This is a genomic window from Virgibacillus aidingensis (assembly GCF_010994035.1).
In the GTDB taxonomy this organism is placed as follows: domain Bacteria; phylum Bacillota; class Bacilli; order Bacillales; family Amphibacillaceae; genus Virgibacillus_N.
Genome location: NZ_WIXN01000015.1, coordinates 73304 through 94504, shown reverse-complemented (window position 1 = coordinate 94504; position 21201 = coordinate 73304). Strand labels below are relative to the sequence as shown.

Annotated in this window: 20 protein-coding genes; 1 reads left to right on the top strand and 19 read right to left on the bottom strand. The window is 43.2% G+C overall.

Features of this window, described 5'->3' with window-relative positions; all coding sequences use genetic code 11:
- Window positions 1-18: 18 nt before the first annotated feature.
- The 3 genes from GHD25_RS13525 to GHD25_RS13515 all read right to left on the bottom strand — a co-directional run bounded on the left by GHD25_RS13525 (window position 19) and on the right by GHD25_RS13515 (window position 3177).
- The gene (locus GHD25_RS13525; protein ID WP_164217693.1) at window positions 19-1035 is read right to left on the bottom strand and encodes an ABC transporter ATP-binding protein; all 1017 of its coding nucleotides are present in this window, start codon (window positions 1033-1035) and stop codon (window positions 19-21) included.
- A gap of 15 nt (window positions 1036-1050) precedes the next feature.
- Window positions 1051-1992, bottom strand: coding sequence for a C40 family peptidase (locus GHD25_RS13520; RefSeq protein WP_164217691.1), 942 nt, complete (start codon window positions 1990-1992; stop codon window positions 1051-1053).
- Window positions 1993-2076: 84 nt separating this feature from the next.
- On the bottom strand, window positions 2077-3177 hold the full coding sequence (locus GHD25_RS13515; RefSeq protein WP_164217689.1) for a dipeptide epimerase: 1101 nt from the start codon (window positions 3175-3177) through the stop codon (window positions 2077-2079).
- A gap of 135 nt (window positions 3178-3312) precedes the next feature.
- Here GHD25_RS13515 and GHD25_RS13510 point away from each other — a divergent pair, with 135 nt between their 5' ends.
- Window positions 3313-3792, top strand: a complete 480-nt coding sequence (locus tag GHD25_RS13510) for a hypothetical protein (protein ID WP_164217687.1) — start codon at window positions 3313-3315, stop codon at window positions 3790-3792.
- A gap of 111 nt (window positions 3793-3903) precedes the next feature.
- Here GHD25_RS13510 and GHD25_RS13505 read toward each other — a convergent pair whose 3' ends face one another.
- The 16 genes from GHD25_RS13505 to atpB all read right to left on the bottom strand — a co-directional run bounded on the left by GHD25_RS13505 (window position 3904) and on the right by atpB (window position 21081).
- Window positions 3904-4821, bottom strand: a complete 918-nt coding sequence (locus tag GHD25_RS13505; protein ID WP_164217685.1) for a S66 peptidase family protein — start codon at window positions 4819-4821, stop codon at window positions 3904-3906.
- 99 nt (window positions 4822-4920) lie between these two features.
- Window positions 4921-6594 (bottom strand): peptide ABC transporter substrate-binding protein, encoded by a 1674-nt coding sequence (locus tag GHD25_RS13500; RefSeq protein WP_164217684.1) that lies wholly within the window; start codon window positions 6592-6594, stop codon window positions 4921-4923.
- An 18-nt stretch (window positions 6595-6612) separates the two neighbouring features.
- Window positions 6613-7617, bottom strand: coding sequence for an ABC transporter ATP-binding protein (locus GHD25_RS13495; protein WP_164217682.1), 1005 nt, complete (start codon window positions 7615-7617; stop codon window positions 6613-6615).
- Window positions 7618-7626: 9 nt separating this feature from the next.
- Window positions 7627-8583, bottom strand: coding sequence for an ABC transporter permease (locus GHD25_RS13490; RefSeq protein ID WP_164217680.1), 957 nt, complete (start codon window positions 8581-8583; stop codon window positions 7627-7629).
- 1 nt (window position 8584) lies between these two features.
- Window positions 8585-9517 carry an ABC transporter permease gene (locus tag GHD25_RS13485; RefSeq protein ID WP_164217678.1) on the bottom strand — a complete coding sequence of 311 codons (933 nt, stop codon included), beginning with the start codon at window positions 9515-9517 and terminating at the stop codon, window positions 8585-8587.
- Window positions 9518-9627: 110 nt separating this feature from the next.
- Entirely contained in the window at window positions 9628-10452 is an 825-nt protein-coding gene (locus tag GHD25_RS13480; protein ID WP_164217675.1) for a M55 family metallopeptidase, read from the bottom strand.
- Window positions 10453-11261: 809 nt separating this feature from the next.
- Entirely contained in the window at window positions 11262-12590 is a 1329-nt protein-coding gene (gene murA / locus GHD25_RS13475; protein WP_164217673.1) for a UDP-N-acetylglucosamine 1-carboxyvinyltransferase, read from the bottom strand.
- Window positions 12591-13336: 746 nt separating this feature from the next.
- Window positions 13337-13567 (bottom strand): DUF1146 family protein, encoded by a 231-nt coding sequence (locus tag GHD25_RS13470; protein WP_164217671.1) that lies wholly within the window; start codon window positions 13565-13567, stop codon window positions 13337-13339.
- 932 nt (window positions 13568-14499) lie between these two features.
- On the bottom strand, window positions 14500-14895 hold the full coding sequence (locus GHD25_RS13465) for a F0F1 ATP synthase subunit epsilon (RefSeq protein WP_164217669.1): 396 nt from the start codon (window positions 14893-14895) through the stop codon (window positions 14500-14502).
- Between the two features lie 86 nt (window positions 14896-14981).
- A complete protein-coding gene (atpD, locus tag GHD25_RS13460) occupies window positions 14982-16388 on the bottom strand; it encodes a F0F1 ATP synthase subunit beta (protein WP_164217667.1) in 1407 nt (468 codons plus the stop codon).
- A 35-nt stretch (window positions 16389-16423) separates the two neighbouring features.
- On the bottom strand, window positions 16424-17281 hold the full coding sequence (gene atpG / locus GHD25_RS13455) for an ATP synthase F1 subunit gamma (RefSeq protein WP_164217665.1): 858 nt from the start codon (window positions 17279-17281) through the stop codon (window positions 16424-16426).
- A 43-nt stretch (window positions 17282-17324) separates the two neighbouring features.
- Window positions 17325-18839: a F0F1 ATP synthase subunit alpha gene (atpA, locus tag GHD25_RS13450; protein ID WP_164217663.1), complete on the bottom strand. Its 1515-nt coding sequence runs from the start codon at window positions 18837-18839 to the stop codon at window positions 17325-17327.
- Window positions 18840-18857: 18 nt separating this feature from the next.
- The gene (locus GHD25_RS13445; protein ID WP_164217661.1) at window positions 18858-19403 is read right to left on the bottom strand and encodes a F0F1 ATP synthase subunit delta; all 546 of its coding nucleotides are present in this window, start codon (window positions 19401-19403) and stop codon (window positions 18858-18860) included.
- Window positions 19400-19927 carry a F0F1 ATP synthase subunit B gene (gene atpF / locus GHD25_RS13440; RefSeq protein WP_164217659.1) on the bottom strand — a complete coding sequence of 176 codons (528 nt, stop codon included), beginning with the start codon at window positions 19925-19927 and terminating at the stop codon, window positions 19400-19402. The genes GHD25_RS13445 and atpF overlap by 4 nt, the downstream gene beginning before the upstream one ends.
- Before the next feature lie 177 nt (window positions 19928-20104).
- Window positions 20105-20311 carry a F0F1 ATP synthase subunit C gene (gene atpE, locus GHD25_RS13435; RefSeq protein ID WP_066188092.1) on the bottom strand — a complete coding sequence of 69 codons (207 nt, stop codon included), beginning with the start codon at window positions 20309-20311 and terminating at the stop codon, window positions 20105-20107.
- Window positions 20312-20358: 47 nt separating this feature from the next.
- On the bottom strand, window positions 20359-21081 hold the full coding sequence (gene atpB, locus GHD25_RS13430) for a F0F1 ATP synthase subunit A (RefSeq protein WP_164217657.1): 723 nt from the start codon (window positions 21079-21081) through the stop codon (window positions 20359-20361).
- Window positions 21082-21201: the final 120 nt, after the last annotated feature.

Here is a 21201-nt window from a genome sequence, read left to right as displayed (position 1 = left end):
AACCGTCCCGCTGTTCCATTAGACAAGTACTTCCGGGTTATGCTGTATTTTTGCTTTTTCTTTATCCTCCAGTGTTTGGTCATATAAGTGGCATGCTACATAGTGATCCTGGTCTACTTCCTGCCATACCGGTCTTTTTACGGAACAGACTTCCATAGCGAATGGGCAGCGGGTCCGGAATACACATCCGCTTGGCGGATTAATCGGACTTGGCAAATCACCTTCCAAAATAATTCGCTCCCTGCTCTCTTCAATATCCGGATCAGGAATCGGTATGGCAGACAGCAATGCCTGTGTATATGGATGCAGCGGGTTATCATATAACTGGCCGCTTGAAGTCAGTTCCACCAGATTGCCCAGATACATGACACCGATTCGGTCGGAAATCTGTTTAACCATAGATAAATCATGCGCAATAAACAGGAAAGTCAGTCCCTTGTCTTCCTGCAATTCTTTTAAAAGATTGACCACTTGCGCCTGCACGGAAACATCCAATGCCGAAATCGGTTCATCGGCAATAATGAAATCCGGATCCAATGCCAGTGCACGAGCAATGCCGATACGCTGCCGCTGTCCTCCGCTGAACTCGTGCGGATAGCGATTGGCGTGATCCCTGTTAAGTCCTACCTCTTCCAGTAATTGATAGACTCTGTCCATTTGTTCTTTTTTATTTTTATATAAACCATGGACTTCCATCGGTTCCGAAATGACTTCTTTTACAGTGGAACGCGGATTTAACGATGCATAGGGATCCTGAAAAATCATTTGCATTCTGCGGTAGTAATTGAATTTCTCTTTTTCATTTAATGCATGGATATCATTGCCGTCATAAAGCACTTCGCCGTCTGTTTTATCATAAAGACCAAGAATGGTACGGCCGATAGTTGATTTTCCGCAGCCTGATTCTCCCACCAGGCCAAATGTTTCTCCTTTATTCACATGAAAGGTGACACCATTTACTGCCTGAAGAACCTGACCTTTTCCCATCACAAAATGTTTCTTCAGATTTTTGACCTGTAATATTTTCTCGTGCATGATTTTTTCTCCCCTTTATTTCTGCCAGTATCTTCTGGCTGCGCAGAGTTCTTTTTCATATTTTGTACCTTTTAGTTCGGTAATTTCGATGCCTTTGCCGGTTTGCGGAGAATGCAGCATTTTTCCATCACCATAATAAATGCCTACATGATGGAGAGCTCCCTTTCCTTCTTCATAGGCAAAGAAAAGCAAATCCCCCGTTTCCAGTGCATCAAAGGCTACTTCTTTTCCGGCTGCTGCCTGGTCCCCTGCATCTCTGGCAATGTTATATCCATTGGCTTTATGAACTGCGTAGGACAGCCCCGAACAGTCGTAGCCGAAAGAACTCATGCCGCCCCAGAAATAGTCCAGGGAAAGAAAGGGTTCTCCGGCCTTGACGATATCCAACCCGTTTCCTTTTCTTAAACCATCTTCCGTCCGGAAAAGTTCTGCATTATCCCTGGAGATGTAATGATTCCCCAGGGGAGTTACTACTTCTATCCGGTTATCATCCGTGCTTGCTGCCGGCAAAATTGTCATATAGCTGAGCTTCATGACCTTTTCTTTATTTTCATTTTCCAGCCATGCCTTATCCGTGTTCACTGCTGCTGTCTGATCTTTCTGCCAGTCTGATTTTTTTACTTGGCTCAGCTGGTTTAATGGCACCCATCCGGGATAGCCCCGTTCATCCTTTTTAGAAGGCTGGGAAGGGATGACGACATGTGCCCAATCCCCCTTTGTTTCCGTCACAATCACCGGTTCACCGAACAGCAGCTGGGATTGGACCCGGTTTTCCGTGCATAATGCGAGATTCATTTCATAAGAGAGTCCATCAATCCATGCTTCTATATTTGTTGGGTTGGCTGTGCCTGACCGGTCTATTTCTCTGGCCGATGCCGGCTCCGTCCAGACGGTTGCAACCTGAACTGCGGCAACCCACATCTCTTCCGGGAATTGGTCAAACATTTGTTTAGTCATTATAGACACTCCTTTCCGTACTGGAAAATCTGCTTTATTAAAATAAGCAATGATAAAATTAAATCGGATAGATCTTTATTGCCTCTAATTCGAGGAAACTATAAAATCATTATTCAATTTTTCTATTCCCAATCCGGGTCGGCTGCCCCAAGTTATTTTATTCTTTTGGTAGCTGATGCCGCCTTCGATGGAATCGCCCGTAAGCATGAGCGGGGCATCGAAATCATACCTTGTTACATTGGGCTGGCTTGCTGCAAAATGGGCGGCTGCCGTGATGCCAAGCTTTGTTTCTATCATGCTGCCGACCATGCATTTCACCCCATACACTTCCGCCAGCCCGGCAATCTTTAATGCCTGATGGATACCGCCTGCTTTCATTAATTTTATATTAATGAAATCCGCCGCTCTCTGTTCCAGAACATGTCTGGCATCCAGTGGAGAAAAAACACTTTCATCAGCCATGATCGGTGTATCCGTGTTGTCTGTTACATATTTCAATCCTGCAATGTCATATCGCTTTACCGGCTGTTCTATGAGCTCAATATCTAACCCGAGGTCTTCCATTTTCCGTATGGCTCTTACAGCTTCTTTTCTTTCCCAGCCCTGATTTGCATCCAGCCGGATGGTAATCTCATTTCCTGCACGCTTGCGAATGGCCTGAATCCGCGCTATATCCTTATTAATATCGTCTTTTCCTACCTTGATCTTTAAAACATCGAAGCCATTATTATTATAAGTTAAGGCATCCGCTGCCATCTGCTCCGGACTGTTTACACTGACGGTGTAGTCTGTTTCGATTGCATCGGTATAGCCGCCAAGAAGTTGTACAAGCGGCATGTCTGCTTCTTGGGCAATGCAATCATAAACAGCCATGTCCACGGCAGCCTTCGCGCTCATATTTCCTACTAAACTCGTATGTATTTTTTCAAAGACCTGCTCATAATGCAGCAATGATTCTCCCAGCAATACCGGTTTTAGAATTCCATTAATTGCGTATTGAATGCTTGCCAGGCTGTCTCCTGTAATAACATGTGTCGGTGGGGCTTCCCCCCATCCGGTAATACCATTGTCTGCCGTTATTTTTACGATAATGGTTTCCGCTACAGTAACCGTGCGCAGCGCTGTTTTAAATGGCGTATGCAGCGGGATTTGCATATGGTATGTTTCGATTGCTTGTATGTTCATCACGATGGTCCTCCAATTTGCCGGGTATATTTGACCAGAGATAAAACTTATCCGGAAATTTCCGGTTTAATTTATATTTAATGTGCCAGTATCGGAACGGGGAGCGGATTTCCGGCATGCTCGCGCGGGCTGAAGTTGTACAAGCGTAATTTATCCTCTTACTCGAATCGATTTGAAACCAGCCTCGAGCGGTTTTTCGTCATGCTCGATCGATTTGATGTTCCTCCCGATCGATTTTTCCTTCTGCTCGATCGACTCGATGTTCCTCCCGATCGATTTTTCCTTCTGCTCGATCGATTTGATGTTCCTCCCGATCGATTTTACCTCATGCTCGATCGATTTTTCCTTCTGCTCGATCGATTTGATGTTCCTCCCGATCGATTTTACCTTCTGCTCGATCGATTTGATGTTCCTCCCGATCGATTTTTCCTTCTGCTCGATCGATTTGATGTTCCTCCCGATCGATTTTTCCTTCTGCTCGATCGATTTGATGTTCCTCCCGATCGATTTTACCTTCTGCTCGATCGATTTGATGTTCCTCCCGATCGATTTTCCTCTTGCTCGATCGATTTGATGTCCCTCCCGATCGATTTTCCTCTTGCTCGATCGATTTGATGTCCCTCCCGATCGATTTTACGTCATGCTCGATCGATTTGATGTTCCTCCCGATCGATTTTCCCTTCTGCTCGATCGATTTAAAGCCGCATACTCGTATGACTGAGCAAATTATTTTACACCTGGAGCAATTTTTAATGTTTTATCCTTTGCCTGCAGCTGGCCTTTTGCACCAAGCGGTACGGAAAAGTGCGGGAAACAATGACCTATTTTAAAGCCGGATACAACCGGACATGGCAGGTCCTCAAAGTAATCTGAAAATACCTGTGAAACAGTAAGTGTTGTTTTTAAATTGGATTCGGTTTCTGCAAAGTCCCCAATAATAATCCCTGCTGCTTCCTCCAGTTTTCCGGCCAGTTTCAGCTGGTTCAGCATGCTGTCCAGTCTGTATGGTTCTTCTCCAATGTCCTCCAATAATAACAGCTTATCCTTCGTATCAATTTCATATGGGGTGCCGAGCGTACTGGCAATAAGTGATAGATTGCCTCCAACGAGTTCTCCTTCACCTTCACCGGGTACGAGCACATCAAGCGGGGAGATTTTTTCCGTGTAGATAAGTTCAACCGGCTGAAACAGCTGCTTGAAAAGCTTTGCGGATAGTTCATCAAAACCATCCTTAGCAATATCAGATACTGCCATTGGGCCGTGAAATGTGATGAGACCAGTCTTTTGCCTGATAGCGGTATGTAAATAGGTGATATCACTATATCCCCAAATAATTTTTGGGTTGTTTTTCACCAGTGAATAATCAATAGATGGGATAATACGGCCGGCACCATAGCCGCCCCGGGCAAATATGATTGCTTTTACACTATCGTCTGCCAACATAGTATGGAAATCCTGAAGACGTTGGTGATCAGTTCCGGCAAGATAGCCGTTAACTTGATCTATATGCTCACCCAGTTTTACGTGCAGACCCATATTCTCGAAAAACGGCACTGCTTTTTTAAGCTTATCTGTATTTATCGGCCCTGATGGTGTGATAATCCCAATCATATCGCCTTTTTTCAGCCTTTCGGGTAACATCATGGATACTTCCTCCTGACGTAATATAAGAAAAAGGAGCGGCCCATGCAGGAAGATGGGCCATTCTCCCATTTTTATACACCTGAAAATGATTACTGCCTGTTATTCTACATCTGCATATTTCAGATCGAAATAGCCTACCGGGTGGCGCAGAATGCCTGATACTTCATCCGATTCCAGTGCTACTGTATTGTAGTAACGGATTGGCATGGCAATCATTTCATCTGCCAGCATTCTTTCTGCCTCATACAAATACTCCCAGCGCTGTTCTTCATCTGTTTCCGATTTTCCATTTTCAATTAGTTCATCATATTCCTCACTGGAAAAACCGGTCCGGTTCATATAAGAGTCGGTTACAAAGCTTTCCAGGAAGTTTACCGGGTCATTATAGTCATTAATAAATGAGCTCCGGGAGAATTGAAGCTCCAGGTTTTGCTGTGATTCGGCAAAAACGTTCCACTCTGTATTTTCCAGTGTCATTTCCACACCAAGATTTTCCGAGAACATGCTCTGCATTGCTTCTGCCACTTCCTGGTTCAAGTCACTGGTGTTATAGGATAATACAATGTCAGGAAGCTCATCATAGCCTTCTTCTTCCATACCTTCTTCCAGCAGCTGCTGTGCAAGCTCCGGATCAAATGTAACAAGATCTCCATTTTCATCACGGAAATCTGATCCGTCCGGTGCGGTAAATCCTGGTGAAATAAAGCCATATGCCGGCTCTACCCCGTTTTTGACTACATACTGGGCAATGTCTTCCCTATTAACTGCATGTGCAAATGCCTGCCTGATTTTCTTATTCTGGAAAGGCTCTTCCGTTATATTGAAGCGGAAAAACTCCAGACCGCCGTAATCGCCAATAAATACATTATCCCCATCAATCAGCTCATCCGAAAGTTCGGGCGGAATTTCAGCGGTGTGAAGATCTCCGCTTTCAAACATTTGATACTGGGTATTTAAATCATTTACCATGGCAAAATGTACGCCATCCAGCTTAACAGAATCCGCATCCCAATACTCTTCGTTTTTCACAAAAACCATTTCACTGTCATGTTCCCAGGATTCAAGATCAAATGGACCATTGGCCACAAATGTATCTGCTTCTGCATGCCAGGAAGGATTTTCTTCCGCCACCTGATGGTTAACAGGGAAGAATGCCGGATTGGTTAATAAGTCCAGGAAAAATCCTGTTGGAGAATGAAGCACTACTTCCAGTGTTTTTTCATCTACGGCCGTTACCATTACGTCATCCGCAGAACCATCTCCAGTGTTGTATTCCTCTGCGCCTTCAATAAAGTAAGCAAGAAATGCTGCCGGAGAAGCTGTTTCCGGGTCCAGCATATACTTCCAGGCAAATTCAAAATCTGCAGCTGTCACCGGATCCCCGTTGGACCAGTTTGCATCTTCCCGAATATGAAAGGTGTATGTTAACCCGTCATCAGAAATATCCCAGCTTTCTGCAGCCCCTTCCTGTGCTGTATGGTCGTCACCCAGACGGGTTAATCCTTCCATCAGGTTGTTCAACGGATCCCAGGATACCGCATCGAAACCGATGGACGGATCCAGTGAGGATGGTTCTGAAGTATTGTTCAAGCGTAAAATTTTCTCTCCTGAACTCTCAGTATCTGCTGCATCGCCATTCCCATCATCTGTTTCCTCTGCTGCATCGGCATCCCCGGTGTCATCCGGCTCCTGCCCTGCTTCCTCATTTGCCGTACACGCAGCCAAAACCAGTGCCACAAATACGGCAAACAAAACAAGTAAAAACTTCTTCATGCTTAAAGCCCCCTTTAATTATTTTGCTGCTGTTGCAGCTAATAGTTGTTTTGCCCGCTCATCCTGCAGCCAGCAATCCACACTGTGCGAGTCACTTAATGCAGTATTTGCGGGATATACTTTATCACACACCTCCATGGCAAAAGGACACCTGGCTGTAAACGGACATCCTTGGGGAGGTGAGAATAAATCAGGTGGTGTTCCATCGATCGGCGTCAATTTTTCCCCTTCTGTGTCAAGCCGCGGAACAGATTTCAGCAAACCTTGGGTATACGGGTGTTCGCTTTTATAAAAGATTTCCCGTTTTGTTCCTGTCTCGATGATCTTCCCTGCATACATTACAGCAATGCGATCAGCTATTTTTGCAACCACCCCCAAATCATGTGTAATTAAAATAATAGCTACTCCTGTTGCTTCCTGGATTTTTCCAAAAAGCTCAAGGATTTGTGCCTGTATCGTTACATCAAGCGCTGTTGTCGGCTCATCTGCAATCAGCAGCTCCGGTTCACAAATTAAAGCAATTGCGATTACAATCCGCTGCCGCATCCCGCCGCTGAATTGGTGCGGGTATTGTTTCAGCCGTTCTTCGGGGTTGGGGATGCCAACCAAATCCATCATTTCCAACGCTTTTTTCTTCGCCGCTTTCCCGGTAATATTCTGATGCTGTTTCAGCCCTTCCATCAACTGGGTCCCAATCGTCAATGTCGGGTTTAACGCTGTCATCGGGTCCTGAAAAATCATGGAAATATCCACACCGCGAATAGCCCGCATTTCTTTTTCTGATTTTTTTGTTAATTCCTGTCCTTTAAACATGATGCTGCCATTGGATATTTCTCCAGGCGGGCTCGGAATCAGCCGCATAACTGCATTGACAGTTACACTTTTTCCACATCCGGATTCACCTACGATGGCGAGGGTTTCCCCTTTATTCAGGGAAAAATCAACACCGCGAACCGCCTGAACAGTACCGCCATATGTTTTAAACGTGACATGCAAGTCTTTGACTTCCAAAAGTTTTTCCAAGTTTTTCACCTACTTCCTTAACTTCGGATCCAGGGCATCCTGCAGTCCATCACCCAATACGTTAAAAGCAAACATCGTAAAGGAGATGAAGAATGCCGGGAAGAATAATGTCCACCAGTTACCGGATAAAATGGCTCCGAGGGAGTCATTCGCCATCACGCCCCAGCTCGCGTGCGGGGCCTGAATTCCCAGCCCGATAAAACTTAAAAATGCTTCTGCAAATATGGCCGTCGGCACGGTGAGTGTCATTTGCACGATAATCGGCCCCATCGTATTCGGGAGCAGATTTTTCCGGATGATCCTTGGTGTCTTTGTACCAAATGATTGAGAAGCGAGGACAAATTCATAGTTCTTGATTTGCATTACCTGTCCCCGCACAATTCGCGCCATTCCTACCCAGCCCGTGACGGTTAGCGCAATAATGATTGTCGTCAGGCTTGGTCCAAGTACAACAAGCAGCAGAATAACTACAAGCAAATACGGCAATCCGTAAAGTATTTCAATAATACGCATCATGATCCCGTCCGTACGGCCGCCTTTATATCCGGCCACACCGCCGTAAATGATCCCGATGGATACATCAATCAGTGCTGCCATAAAGCCGACGAATAATGAAATCCTTGCTCCGTACCATGTCCGGGTGAACACGTCCCGCCCCAGATTATCTGTACCAAACCAATGCTCCGAGGACGGCGGCTGATACTGATTGGATAATTCCTGTTTATTTACTTCGTACGGTGAAAGGACCGGACCAAATATCGCCATAAAAATAAGTAATATTAAAAATACCAGTCCAAGCATCGCCATCTTATTTTTAACAAGCCTTCTCCAGGCGTCCTGCCAGTAAGAAAGGGATGGTCTGGAAACTGTCTCGCCGGCATCTTTGTCTTTTTCCTTCCAGTCAAACCAATCGTCAGGGACTTGGGAAGGTGAACCGGGAAGGCTGCCCGTTTTATTTGTTTTCATGTTATTTGCCTCCCTTTCTGCCAGCTTTAATTCGCGGATCCAAAATGCCATAGGCCACATCCACTAAAAAGAGCATAATGATCAAAAAGGTACTGTAAAATACAGTAGTTCCCATGATCACCGGATAATCCCGCTGGTTAATGCTTTCTACAAAATATTTGCCCATTCCGGGTATTGCGAAAATTTCCTCAATAACAAAAGTACCGGTTAAAATACTTGCCAAAAGTGTCCCCATAATAGTCACTACAGGCATTAGGGCATTTCGGAGCGCGTGTTTGATAATTATTTTCCATGGTGACAGTCCTTTCGCCCTCGCCATTTTGATATAATCCTGTGTTAACACTTCCAGCATGGTTGACCTTGTCAGCCTGGCAATAATCGCCATAGGCCCCGTGGCCAGCGCAAGTGTCGGCAGCACCATATGGGCCGGACTTGACCAGGTTGCGACCGGAAAAATGGAGAGATTCACCGCAAGCTGCTGAATGAGTAACGTTGCCAAAATAAAGTTGGGTATCGATATCCCGAGAACGGCAAAGCCCATTGCAAAATAATCAATAATGCCGTTATGCCTTAGTGCGGCAAACACACCAAGCGTCACCCCTGAGAGGACTGCTACCAATATTGTGACTATACCCAGCTCGGCTGAAATCGGAAAGCCTCTTCCCAGCAGATCGTTTACCGATTGATCCGGTTTTTTTATGGAGGGGCCAAAGTCGAAGGTAACGATTGATTTAATGTAAAGCAAATACTGGACGTAATATGGTTCATCCAGATTATAATGTGCTTCCAGGTTCGCCTGGACAGTTTCATTGGATGCCCGCTCACTATTAAATGGAGATCCCGGTATGCTGACCATCAGGATAAATGTCAGTGTAACAATGATCCATAATGTAGCAATCATAATGAGCATGCGTTTTAATATGTATCGCAGCATAAGTATGCTCCCCCTTTGGAAAACCCGGCCTGCCTCCCAGCTAACGGGCGGTCAAGCCTTCGTTTCAGCAGACAAGTAATCTTTCCTGCCGTGCTTTGTTATCTATTTTTCTATGAAAATTTGGTTTGCAATGCAAGCTCGATCATCACAAGCATGGCTCGGTATGCTTCCAGTATATCTTTTGCCTGAAACCGGACCGTTGTGGTACCGGGTATAATTTCGGTTCCTGGCATTAAATGTGCCCATTCCGCTTGTCCGTAATTATTGAATTCAATTTTCAGTTCCGGATTTATTGGCGGTTCCAGAGGCTGTATGTTTGCACGATTTTCCAGTGCTTCCTTAACTTTTCCCGCCAGCAGCACTCCCGCTTTTTTCGGTGTCAGGCTTTTAGCAGCAGACCTGGAGATCGATTCTTTTACAACAGCCGTGGCTATGCCCGGTATTAATTCATTGGCCTCTGCTGCTGTTTGTTCATCACCGCTGACGAGAACGAGCGGTACGCCGAAGTAGCCGGCAAAATATGCATTAAAACCCATTTCTCCAATGGCATGATCATTAATAAAAAAATTGCGGACGGCATGGATCATGGAATGGGACATCACACCAGGCTTTCCTGCTCTGGAATGATAACCAATAAACATAGCAGCATCATATGTCTCATCCAGCCCCTGCACCATGGAAAACGGTTTCACATCTCCGGTAATTAAAGCGGCCTCTTCATGAAGATGATCAATTAAGAGATTGTTCATTTTGGAGTGGCTGTCATTTACGAGTATTTCTTTGCAGCCAAATTGATGGGCCGCATCAATGACATAGTTTGTTTCTTCTGTCATAATTTTTCTTGCTCGTTCATAATTATGTTCATTTGCAAGCACATATGTATAATCGGGCATGCCTGTGATTCCTTCCATATCTACCGAAATATACAGTTTCATAAGGTTTACTCCTTTTTATATGTTATAAATTTTTAAAAAACTCTTGTTTGCTTGTCCCTTTTAGTAAATACATTAGTTTTGTTATACTTAAGACTTAAAAGTTTTAGCTTACCCGAATTCAATTATTTACAATTCCACTGTCCCACAATCCGCCGTACTTTGCATCCCCAAATGTGCAAAAAATCTGTAAATTTATGCAAGGGCATACATTGGCAGTCCATTCAAGGGACGTATCAACTATTTATTTGGCAAAACTTCTTAACTGACAGGTTATCATTCTGTAATTTTCATTCAATATTACCATAGATTTATCGTTATGAAAAGTCAATAAATGATAAAAATCGTCATATCTTTTTGGATTTTATGACCCTTGTCATGGGAAGTTTACAATATATTCAGCTAGAAGTGGTACATAGGACACTATCGTTATATACGATATCCCGGGAATCATATCAATTATTGTGTACAATTTTAAGAAAAATGACGTTATTCTTTTATCAGGATGTTTATATTATACTCTGATTTGCTGAATTTGGCTATATGTTTTTGTAATTTTAATATTAGGAAATATTATTTTTGACGATTTTTGCAGAAATAAGGGGGGATCTGCTTGATAATGAAATAATTATCTGCCACATTTATTAACTTATTATAGAAAGTTAAATTTCAATTTGGAGATTATTTTTAGCGGGGATATTCAAGGTGCGTCATAGAGACAAATTTTTTACAAGATTTGCTGTATATGCGCATTAAAAAACAGGCAGAAAAAACTTACCGCCTGTTTTATGCATTATCATAATATACATGTTTTATGAAAGCTCTGCTACAATTCGCTGCGGACGATAATCTACTTGTACAAAAGGTTCAACCTTTTTGCCATTTTCATCCACACGTTCAATATCTGCTCCAAGGGATGCCAGCTTTCCTGTAATATTTACATAGCCGCGGTCAAGATGTTTTAATTCTGTAACGCGGGTAATTCCTTCTGAGCGCAATCCAGCCAAAATAAGAGCTGCTGCTGCACGTAAATCCGTTGCTGCAACCTCAGCACCCTGCAGGTTACTCGGCCCTTCAATAATGACGCTGCGTCCTTCAATTTTTAAGCTGGCATTCATGCGGCGGAATTCCTCCACATGCATGAAGCGATTTTCAAATACGGTTTCGGTAATGACACTGGTGCCATGGGCACTTAACATTAGCGCCATCATCTGTGACTGCATATCTGTAGGAAAACCTGGATGCGGCAATGTTTTAATATCTGTAGCTTTTAACTCTTTCGGTCCGATCACCCGTAAACCATGCTTTTCCTCTGTAACTATAACACCCATTTCTTCCAATTTGGAAATAACGGAACGCAAATGCTCACTTTCTGCATTTTCAATCAAGATATTTCCCCCGGTAATTGCCGCAGCTACCATAAATGTACCGGCTTCCACACGATCAGGTATAATCGCGTGCTCCGTACCTGTGAGCTTTTCTACCCCGTCAATCCGAATGGTTTCTGTTCCGGCCCCTACGATTTTAGCGCCCATTTTATTTAAATAATTGGCCAAATCAACAATTTCCGGTTCCTTGGCGCTATTTTCAATAATGGTTCTTCCTTCAGCCAATGCAGCTGCCATCATGATATTTTCCGTAGCTCCGACACTCGGCATATCCAAGTAAATTTTTGCACCTTGAAGACGCCCATTTACATGAGCTTCTACAAATCCATTTCCTACATGTACTTCTGCTCCCATTGCTTCAAAGCCTTTTAAGTGCAGGTCAATAGGTCTGGAGCCGATGGCACAGCCGCCCGGCATGGCAACGTTTGCGTGTCCGTACCGTGACAGCAGCGGGCCCAGCACCAGTACAGATGCACGCATTTTCCTAACATATTCAAAAGGGGCTTCTGTTTTCAGTTTTGCCGAAGCATCCACATAAACTGTATTATTTTCAAATTCAACATCTGCATTCATATTGCTTAATACTTGATTTATTGTATATACATCAGCTAACTCAGGTACATCAGTAATAACGCTTTTTCCTTCGCTTGCAAGCAAGCTTGCTGCTATAACTGGAAGAACTGCATTCTTTGCACCCTCCACCTTGACGGTACCTTTAAGTTGTTGTCCGCCTTTCACGATGATTTTTTCCATATTTTCAAATCTCCTTCAGATCCAGTTTCACATTATATTAATATTCATTATTCAGGATAGGTGTTCCAATCATGTATGTAACTCTTACGTAGTATCATTTTAGTTACTTTTCGGCATACTGACTGGTTTTAATTTTCTTTCCAGTTGATATATACCCGATAAAAGTTATTGTATGCATGGAAGTACCAAAAATGTCGAATTGTGTCTTTTTTATTCATAAATTTAAGTGCTATACTATCCTTTTTTTTAAAATAACCAATAACCATTATATCATCATAACCAGATGTCAGACAAGCACAATTTTATATTGCCCGCAGTTAAGTGTATTAGCATTTTTACCTATCGAATTTACTGGTTTAACGCTCGATGAGCTTATGATGCTTTTATGCAAACAAATAAATTGGCCTGTGCGCAGTAAATTTTACGGGTCAATATATTATTCGATCATTTCCCTGTGTTTTCGACTAGCTTATCTATAGTTTACCTTATTTTTTGTTTTTATGACAATGTATTGTACTTTTTCTATATAAATTCTCCACCTGCCGTCATTCTGGCTTGAATTGGAATATGATAATAATTTCATAACATAAGCACTTGAAGGAGAAAATATCTGGAGGCTGTAAATTCAGGGTAGAAAAATTTGCATCAGCTTTAGTGAAGGCGTCCGATTGCCTATACATCAGATTTGAAAATTATTCATTGTTTTAATGAAAAATAAAAAATCGGTTATAATAACCGATTTTTCCTTAAAACAAATAAATAAGATCCCTGGACCATTGAAGGATGTCCAGGACAAATCTGCTGACACCCGTACCAATGACGATTGCAATGAACAGGAAGAAAATCCTTGCTTCCTTTGTACGTCCTTTACGGATGATTGGTTCAAAGTTTATACCCAGCATCACTTTCCATGTTATGTAGATGAAAATTAAATGGGATACCATGCTAATGATTGCTAACTGTCCTATTGGAAACATATAAAGCCACCTTTATTTCTTGCTAATTGCAACTTTGCCATGTATAAGGCAGTAAGTCAACTAATAATATAATTGAAAGCATTTTCAGCATGACAATATTAATAATAATATGGCATTATTTATCATTTCCCGGGAAATATCGACAATGATATTGATTTCTCATGGAAAAAATTTACATACAATGCGTTACTGCTTTCAAACGCAATATCCAAAATACAGACGGAATTAAAAAAACTACAGCCTCTTATCAATAATTACTAAAAATCCCTTCCCTTTAGGGATAATATCATAGTAAGAAAACCCGGCGTCATGAGGTAATAAATAAATAATGATGATGGGAAATAATTATAGGGGATTTCTGAACCAATTGTATATCTCTGTCTCTTGTGGCATTTTCCCTAGTTCTTCCCAAATTTGACCTTGAGTTCTCTTATTAAAGACACTTTTACCGGGGTCTTGCTCATTTCTGTCCGCGATAACTCTCCTCAAAGACACTATTACCGAGGTCTTGCTCATTTCTGGCCACGATAACTCTCCTCAAAGACACTATTACCGAGGTCTTGCTCATTTCTGTCCGCGATAACTCTCCTCAAAGACACTATTACCGAGGTTTTGCTCATTTCTGGCCACGATAACACTTATCAAAGACACTTTTACCGAGGTCTTGTTCATTTCTGGCCACGATAACTCTCCTCAAAGACACTTTTACCGAGGTCTTGCTCATTTCTGTCCATGATAACTCTCCTCAAAGACACTTTTGCCGGGTTCTTGCTCAATTCTGTCTACGATAACACGCCACATTCCTTTGCCTTCCTATAAGCTGATGCATTCAAATTTGGCTGCCAAGTTATCCGCAAAACTAAAACATGTAGCGTGCCGAGCACAAGCATAAAAAAATTGCAACAGGAGAACCGTCCCCTTGTTGCAATTTTTTAGTTTCCTACGTTTAGGCGATTCATCGCTCTTTTGAGTGCTAATTCGGCCCTTAGAAAGTCGATATCGTCTTGTTTGGATTGCAGCCGGCGTTCGGCGCGCTTTTTAGCTTCTTGTGCACGTTGAACGTCAATGTCTGCCGGTTTTTCTGCAGACTGGGCAAGAATGGTTACTTTATCAGGCTGAACCTCCATAAAACCGCCATTTACAGCTAATTGCTCCACTTGATTTTCCCGTTTTAAACGAACGGCACTGATGGTTAATGGAGCAACAAGTGGAATATGGCCCGGTAAAATACCAAGCTCTCCGCTTTCTGCTTTACAGCTGACCATATCAAATGTATCTTCCAATACAGGGCCATCAGGAGTAACAACACTCACTGTTAGTGTTTTCATGTAACCCCTCCTCGTCAGGCATGAAGGTGGCTACTGATTACAGACAAAGATGCCTTTACGTAACCACCTTTATTTTTAGGCTGGAATTATACTTCCATTCCTTTTGCTTTTTCAACTACTTCTTCAATACGGCCAACAAGACGGAATGCATCTTCCGGCAGATCATCGTGCTTCCCGTCAAGGATTTCCCTGAATCCTTTTACAGTTTCTTCAACAGGTACATAAGACCCTTTTTGTCCCGTAAATTGTTCGGCTACGTGGAAGTTTTGCGACAGGAAGAATTGGATACGGCGGGCTCGTGCCACGACAAGTTTATCCTCATCCCCAAGCTCATCCATACCGAGTATGGCAATGATATCCTGCAGTTCCCTGTAGCGCTGAAGTGTCTGCTGCACTTCTACAGCTACTTGGTAATGATCCTGACCGACTACTTCCGGGTCAAGTGCACGGGAGGTCGATGCAAGTGGATCCACTGCCGGATAAATACCTTGCTCGGACAGACCGCGGTCCAGGTTTGTTGTTGCATCCAAGTGAGCAAACGTTGTTGCCGGCGCAGGGTCCGTATAGTCATCGGCAGGTACATAAATAGCCTGGATGGATGTTACGGAACCTTTGTCCGTGGATGTAATACGCTCCTGTAATTGTCCCATTTCCGTGGCAAGTGTCGGCTGATAACCAACCGCAGACGGCATACGTCCAAGCAGGGCGGATACCTCTGAACCAGCCTGTGTAAAACGGAAAATATTATCAATAAATAATAACACGTCCGCACCTTTTTCATCACGGAAATACTCAGCCATTGTCAGCCCGGTTAATGCAACACGCATACGTGCTCCAGGCGGCTCGTTCATCTGACCGAATACCATGGCTGTTTTTTCAATAACACCGGAATCTTTCATCTCATAGTAAAGGTCATTTCCTTCACGCGTTCTTTCTCCTACCCCGGCAAACACGGAAATACCGCCATGCTCCTGGGCAATGTTATTGATTAATTCCTGGATCAAAACGGTTTTACCAACACCGGCACCACCGAACAGTCCAATTTTACCACCTTTAATATATGGGGCCAATAAGTCAACGACTTTAATTCCTGTTTCCAGAATTTCAGTTTCTGTGGACAGGTTTTCAAAATCAGGTGTTGGACGGTGAATCGGATCGCGGCGGATATCATCAGCCAGATCCTCATCAAGGTCAATTTTTTCACCCAACACGTTAAACACTCTTCCCAATGTTACATCACCGACAGGGACAGAGATGGGGTTACCCTGGTCCACTACCTGTGTGCCTCTTTGTACACCATCTGTTGAAGACATGGCAATTGTACGTACACTATTATCTCCCAGATGAAGTGCTACCTCCAGAGCAAGCTCTTTTGTACCTTCATCTGATTCAACCTGGACAGTTAAAGCGTTATAGATATCCGGGAGCTGGCCGTCTTCGAATTTCACGTCAACGACAGGTCCCATTACTTGTGTAACTTGTCCTTTGCTCATGGCTTTCCCTCCTAACTAGCTATTCTTGGCAGGAGTTATTCCAATGCTGCTACTCCGCCGCTGATTTCTGTAATTTCCTGTGTAATCGCCGCCTGGCGTGCACGGTTATATGTTAATGTCAGGTCATCAATCAGCTCACCGGCATTGTCTGTAGCACTGCGCATTGCTGTCATACTCGCTGCATGTTCACTTGCTTTTCCATCAAGTAGTGCTCCATATATTAAGCTTTCGGCATACAATGGCAAAAGCACTTCCAAAATCTGTTTTTCATCTGGTTCATATTCATATTCGCTTTCACTTGCTTCATCCTGCATGTTTTCTATCGGAAGTAACTGCGTTGAAGTTACCTTCTGGGAAATAGCACTTACATAATGATTATAAATGATATGCAATTCATCTATTTCCTCATCTGCGTATAATTGTACCGTTTCTTTTGCAAGGTCTTTTATATCGGAAAATTCCGGCTGATCTGCAACTCCAATTATGCTTTTGGCAACAGGCAGGTTTCGTTTTTTACAGTATTCATATCCATTGCGTCCTACCGCAATGATCGTGTATTGGTCAGTTGAACTGTGACGTTCATTGATTGTCTGCTGCAGTTTTCTCAGAATGTTACTGTTGTACGCACCGACAAGCCCCCGATCTGTCGTGATAATAAGGTATCCTGTCTTTTTCACTTCCCGCTTTTCAAGCATGGGGTGGGTAACATCTGTCGAGCTGCCTGCAATATCAGCAACCACTTCCTGTATTTTTTTACTGTATGGAACATAATTTTTTGCATTTTGCTCTGCCTTTGACATTTTGGAAGCAGATACCATTTCCATAGCAGAAGTAATTTTTCTCGTTTTCTTTGTCGAGTCAATTCTTCCTTTAATATCTCTTAGTGATGCCAAGCTTTTCACCGCCCTCTCTTGTTAAAAGGTCGTAAATCAAAGATTAATTATTTTTGCCGGGCAGGAATGTTTTCTTAAATGATTCAATTGCATCATTCATATCATTCTCTTCCGGAAGGTTACCTGTTTCTTTGATTTGATTCAGCAGTTCTTTCCGGTTGTTATCCAGCCATATATTCATTTCCTCTTCAAAACGGGTAATATCCTCTACAGCTACATCATCAAGGAAACCTTTTGTCAATGCATAGAAAATCATTACCTGTTTTTCTACATCCAATGGTTTGTTTAATCCCTGTTTCAGCACTTCTACGGTCCGCTCCCCGCGGTTCAGTTTTGCCTGTGTTGATTTATCCAGGTCGGAACCAAACTGGGCAAATGCCTCCAGTTCACGGAAGGATGCCAGGTCAAGACGCAATGTACCGGCAACTTTTTTCATCGCTTTAATTTGCGCGGATCCGCCGACACGGGATACAGACAACCCGGCATTAATCGCCGGACGCACACCGGAGAAGAATAAATCCGATTGCAGGAAGATCTGACCATCGGTGATGGAGATTACGTTTGTCGGAATGTAGGCTGCGATATCGCCTGCTTGGGTTTCGACAAAAGGCAGGGCTGTTAACGATCCGCCGCCTAAATCATCACTTAATTTTGCTGCACGCTCCAATAGACGTGAGTGAATGTAGAATACGTCACCGGGGAACGCTTCACGGCCCGGCGGGCGGCGCAATAGCAAGGACAGCTCACGATAAGCAACCGCCTGCTTGGATAAATCATCATATACAACAGTAACGTGCTTGCCGTTATACATGAATTCTTCACCCATTGCTACACCTGCATATGGTGCCAGGTATAAAAGAGGGGCAGGATCTGAAGCTCCCGCAGATACTACAATTGTATAATCAAGTGCTCCATGTTTCCGTAAAGTTTCCACCGTGCTTCTTACTGTTGATTCCTTTTGACCAATCGCAACATAGATACAAATCATATCCTGGTCTTTTTGGTTTATAATCGTATCGACAGCTACAGTTGTTTTACCTGTTTGGCGGTCCCCAATGATTAGTTCACGCTGTCCGCGGCCAATTGGCACAAGCGCATCAATCGCTTTAATACCGGTTTGCAGCGGTTCGTGAACGGATTTACGATCCATTACACCAGGTGCCTGTGCTTCGATGGGACGTGCTTTCGTTGTTTCCACCGGTCCTTTTCCGTCTATCGGCTGGCCAAGCGGGTTTACCACGCGTCCCAATAATTCTTCACCGACCGGCACTTCCATAATCCGTCCGGTACGGCGAACTTCATCGCCTTCTTTTATTTCCAGGTATGGGCCAAGTATTACAATCCCGACGTTGCTTTCTTCCAGGTTTTGTGCAAGACCCATGGTACCGTTTGAGAATTCCACCAGCTCACCGGACATGACATTATCCAATCCGTGAGCGCGAGCAATACCGTCACCGATTTCAATAACCGTGCCGACATCACTAACTTCAATTTCTGAATCGAATGATTCAATTTGCTGTTTGATCAGCTTGCTTATTTCTTCAGCTTTTATGCTCATCGCCGTTCACCCCTATCGTCATTTGTTTGCAGTTACAATCTTCCGTTCTATTCTTTTCAGTTTTCCGCTGATAGAGCCGTCAAATATCGTATTGCCCAGGCGTATTCTGATTCCGCCCAAAATAGAAGGATCCACCTTGTTTTCAAGGTATAGCGCATTTTTATTAAAGCGTTTCGCAAAAGCACTTTCCAGTTCCTTCAATTCGGCTGAATCCAGCTCACGTACGGAATAAACGGTTGCTGCTGCAATTCCTTTTGCATCATATACTAATTGGATAAAATGATCAATAATGGATGGTAGGATCTCGCTGCGCTGCCGTTCTACAAGGAGTTTAATTGTATTCACGACATCCGCTGACAGACCTTGAAACACTTCATCAAGAAATTGTTTCTTTTTCTCATTATGAACACGAGGATGCTTCAGGAATGTATTAAAATTGGCATTTGTTTCAAAAACTTTCTTTACCGTACGGAACTCTTCCAAGAGGGAGTCCAGTACCGCTTTTTCATTTCCGAGCTGGAAAAGAGCATCTGCATAACGTTTAGCAACTACAGCTTCACTCATAGCTCTTCTCCTACCTCTTTAATATATTCATTAATCAGTTTCTCCTGATCCTGAGCACTGATTTCTTTTTCAATCACCTTGCTTGCAATGAGTACAGATAGTGATGCCACTTTGTCCTGCAATGCCTGCAGTGCTTTTTCCTTCTCATTTTGTATATCAGCCTGTGCAGCTTCTTTTAAGCGGTCTGCTTCCGTTCTTGCGGATGCAATTATTTTCGCTTCCTGCGATTCCGCAGCTTTCTTTGCATCTTCAATGATCTGTTGTGCTTCCTGTTTTGTCTGATTTAATTGCTCTGTCGCTTTTTTAGATGCTTCTTCTGCTTCCAGACGACTTTGTTCCGCCTGCTCTATTTCGTTTGCTACGTAATTTTCCCGTTTTTCCATGATGTTCATTACCGGACCCCAGGCCACTTTCTTGAGCAAGTACAGCAATAAAATAAAGAAGAATAACTGTACAATCATGTCTCCTACCTGAAACCCGCCCACAGTCGCACCGATTGTCAGAAAATCAATGTATTGGTGCACAGCTTTCACTCCTTTCACACTTGGATAGAGCTTTTTATCTTAAATGAAGTTTCGTTTATCTATCATATGGTTATAGATACATATACGGAATATTTTTCCCATTGCCACACTACATAAAGGAATGGCGAAGATTTCATACGAATGAACTTCGCCACCTTGTGCTTTCAAAAACCTTTATTACATTACCATAAATGCGATAACTACTGCGAAAATCGGAATCGCCTCAACAAGCGCTACCCCGATAAACATGGTAGTTTGAAGCGGACCGCGGAGTTCCGGCTGGCGCGCAATCCCTTCTACTGTTCTGCTTACGATCATACCGTTACCCAGACCCGCACCTAATGCGGCCAAACCAATTGCTATTGCAGCTGCTAATGCTCCCATTTTAAAATTTCCTCCTTTTATAGTAAACCTTTTAATTTTTTCTATTATTAATGGTCTGTGTTCACTTTGTGTGACATGTAAACCATTGTTAACATAACAAAGATAAATGCTTGGATTGTACCAATAAATAGTTTGAAAGCCATCCAGGCCATCATTGGCACTGCAGATATGAGGAATCCTCCAACTCCTGCCATTGCCAGGCCGACAAGAAGTGTCAGCAGAATTTCTCCGGCAAACATATTCCCGAATAAACGAAGACCTAATGTCAATGTGTTGGTGAATTCTTCGATAATTTTCAGCGGGAACAGAAATGGTACCGGCCGGAAATAATCCTTTCCGTATTCTTTAAATCCTCTCAATTTTATTCCATAGAAATGGGTTAATAAAACGACCATTCCGGAGAGGGTTAAAGTGATTGTCGCGTCTGCTGTCGGGGATTTCCACCACAGGTCGTGATCATGTACTACCATCGTGGCTACACCGGATACGTTTCCCACAAATATATAGAGGATTAAGGTTAGACCCAATGGAAGGAAGAGTTTTCCCGTTTTCCAGTCCATCGTATTGCCAATAACCCCTTTAATAAAATCAACAAGCCACTCAATGGCATTTTGCATGCCGGTCGGCTTCATCTGCAGGTTTCTCGTTGCCAATGTTACTAATACAAACACGATGGCGGATACAATAATGATCATCATGACGTTGGATAAATTAAAACTGAGCCATGGAATTCCGAAAACATTTTCAACTATTGGTGCTGTGTGATCCAAATTCTTCACCCCTTTTCAACAAGCATCCTTTTTTTGCAGTGGCCTGAATAAATATCTGCTGTAAGAGCCCCGGGCCAATGTTTGCCCCAGCTGTCTCGAGGCCATTCGCCTTCAAATAAG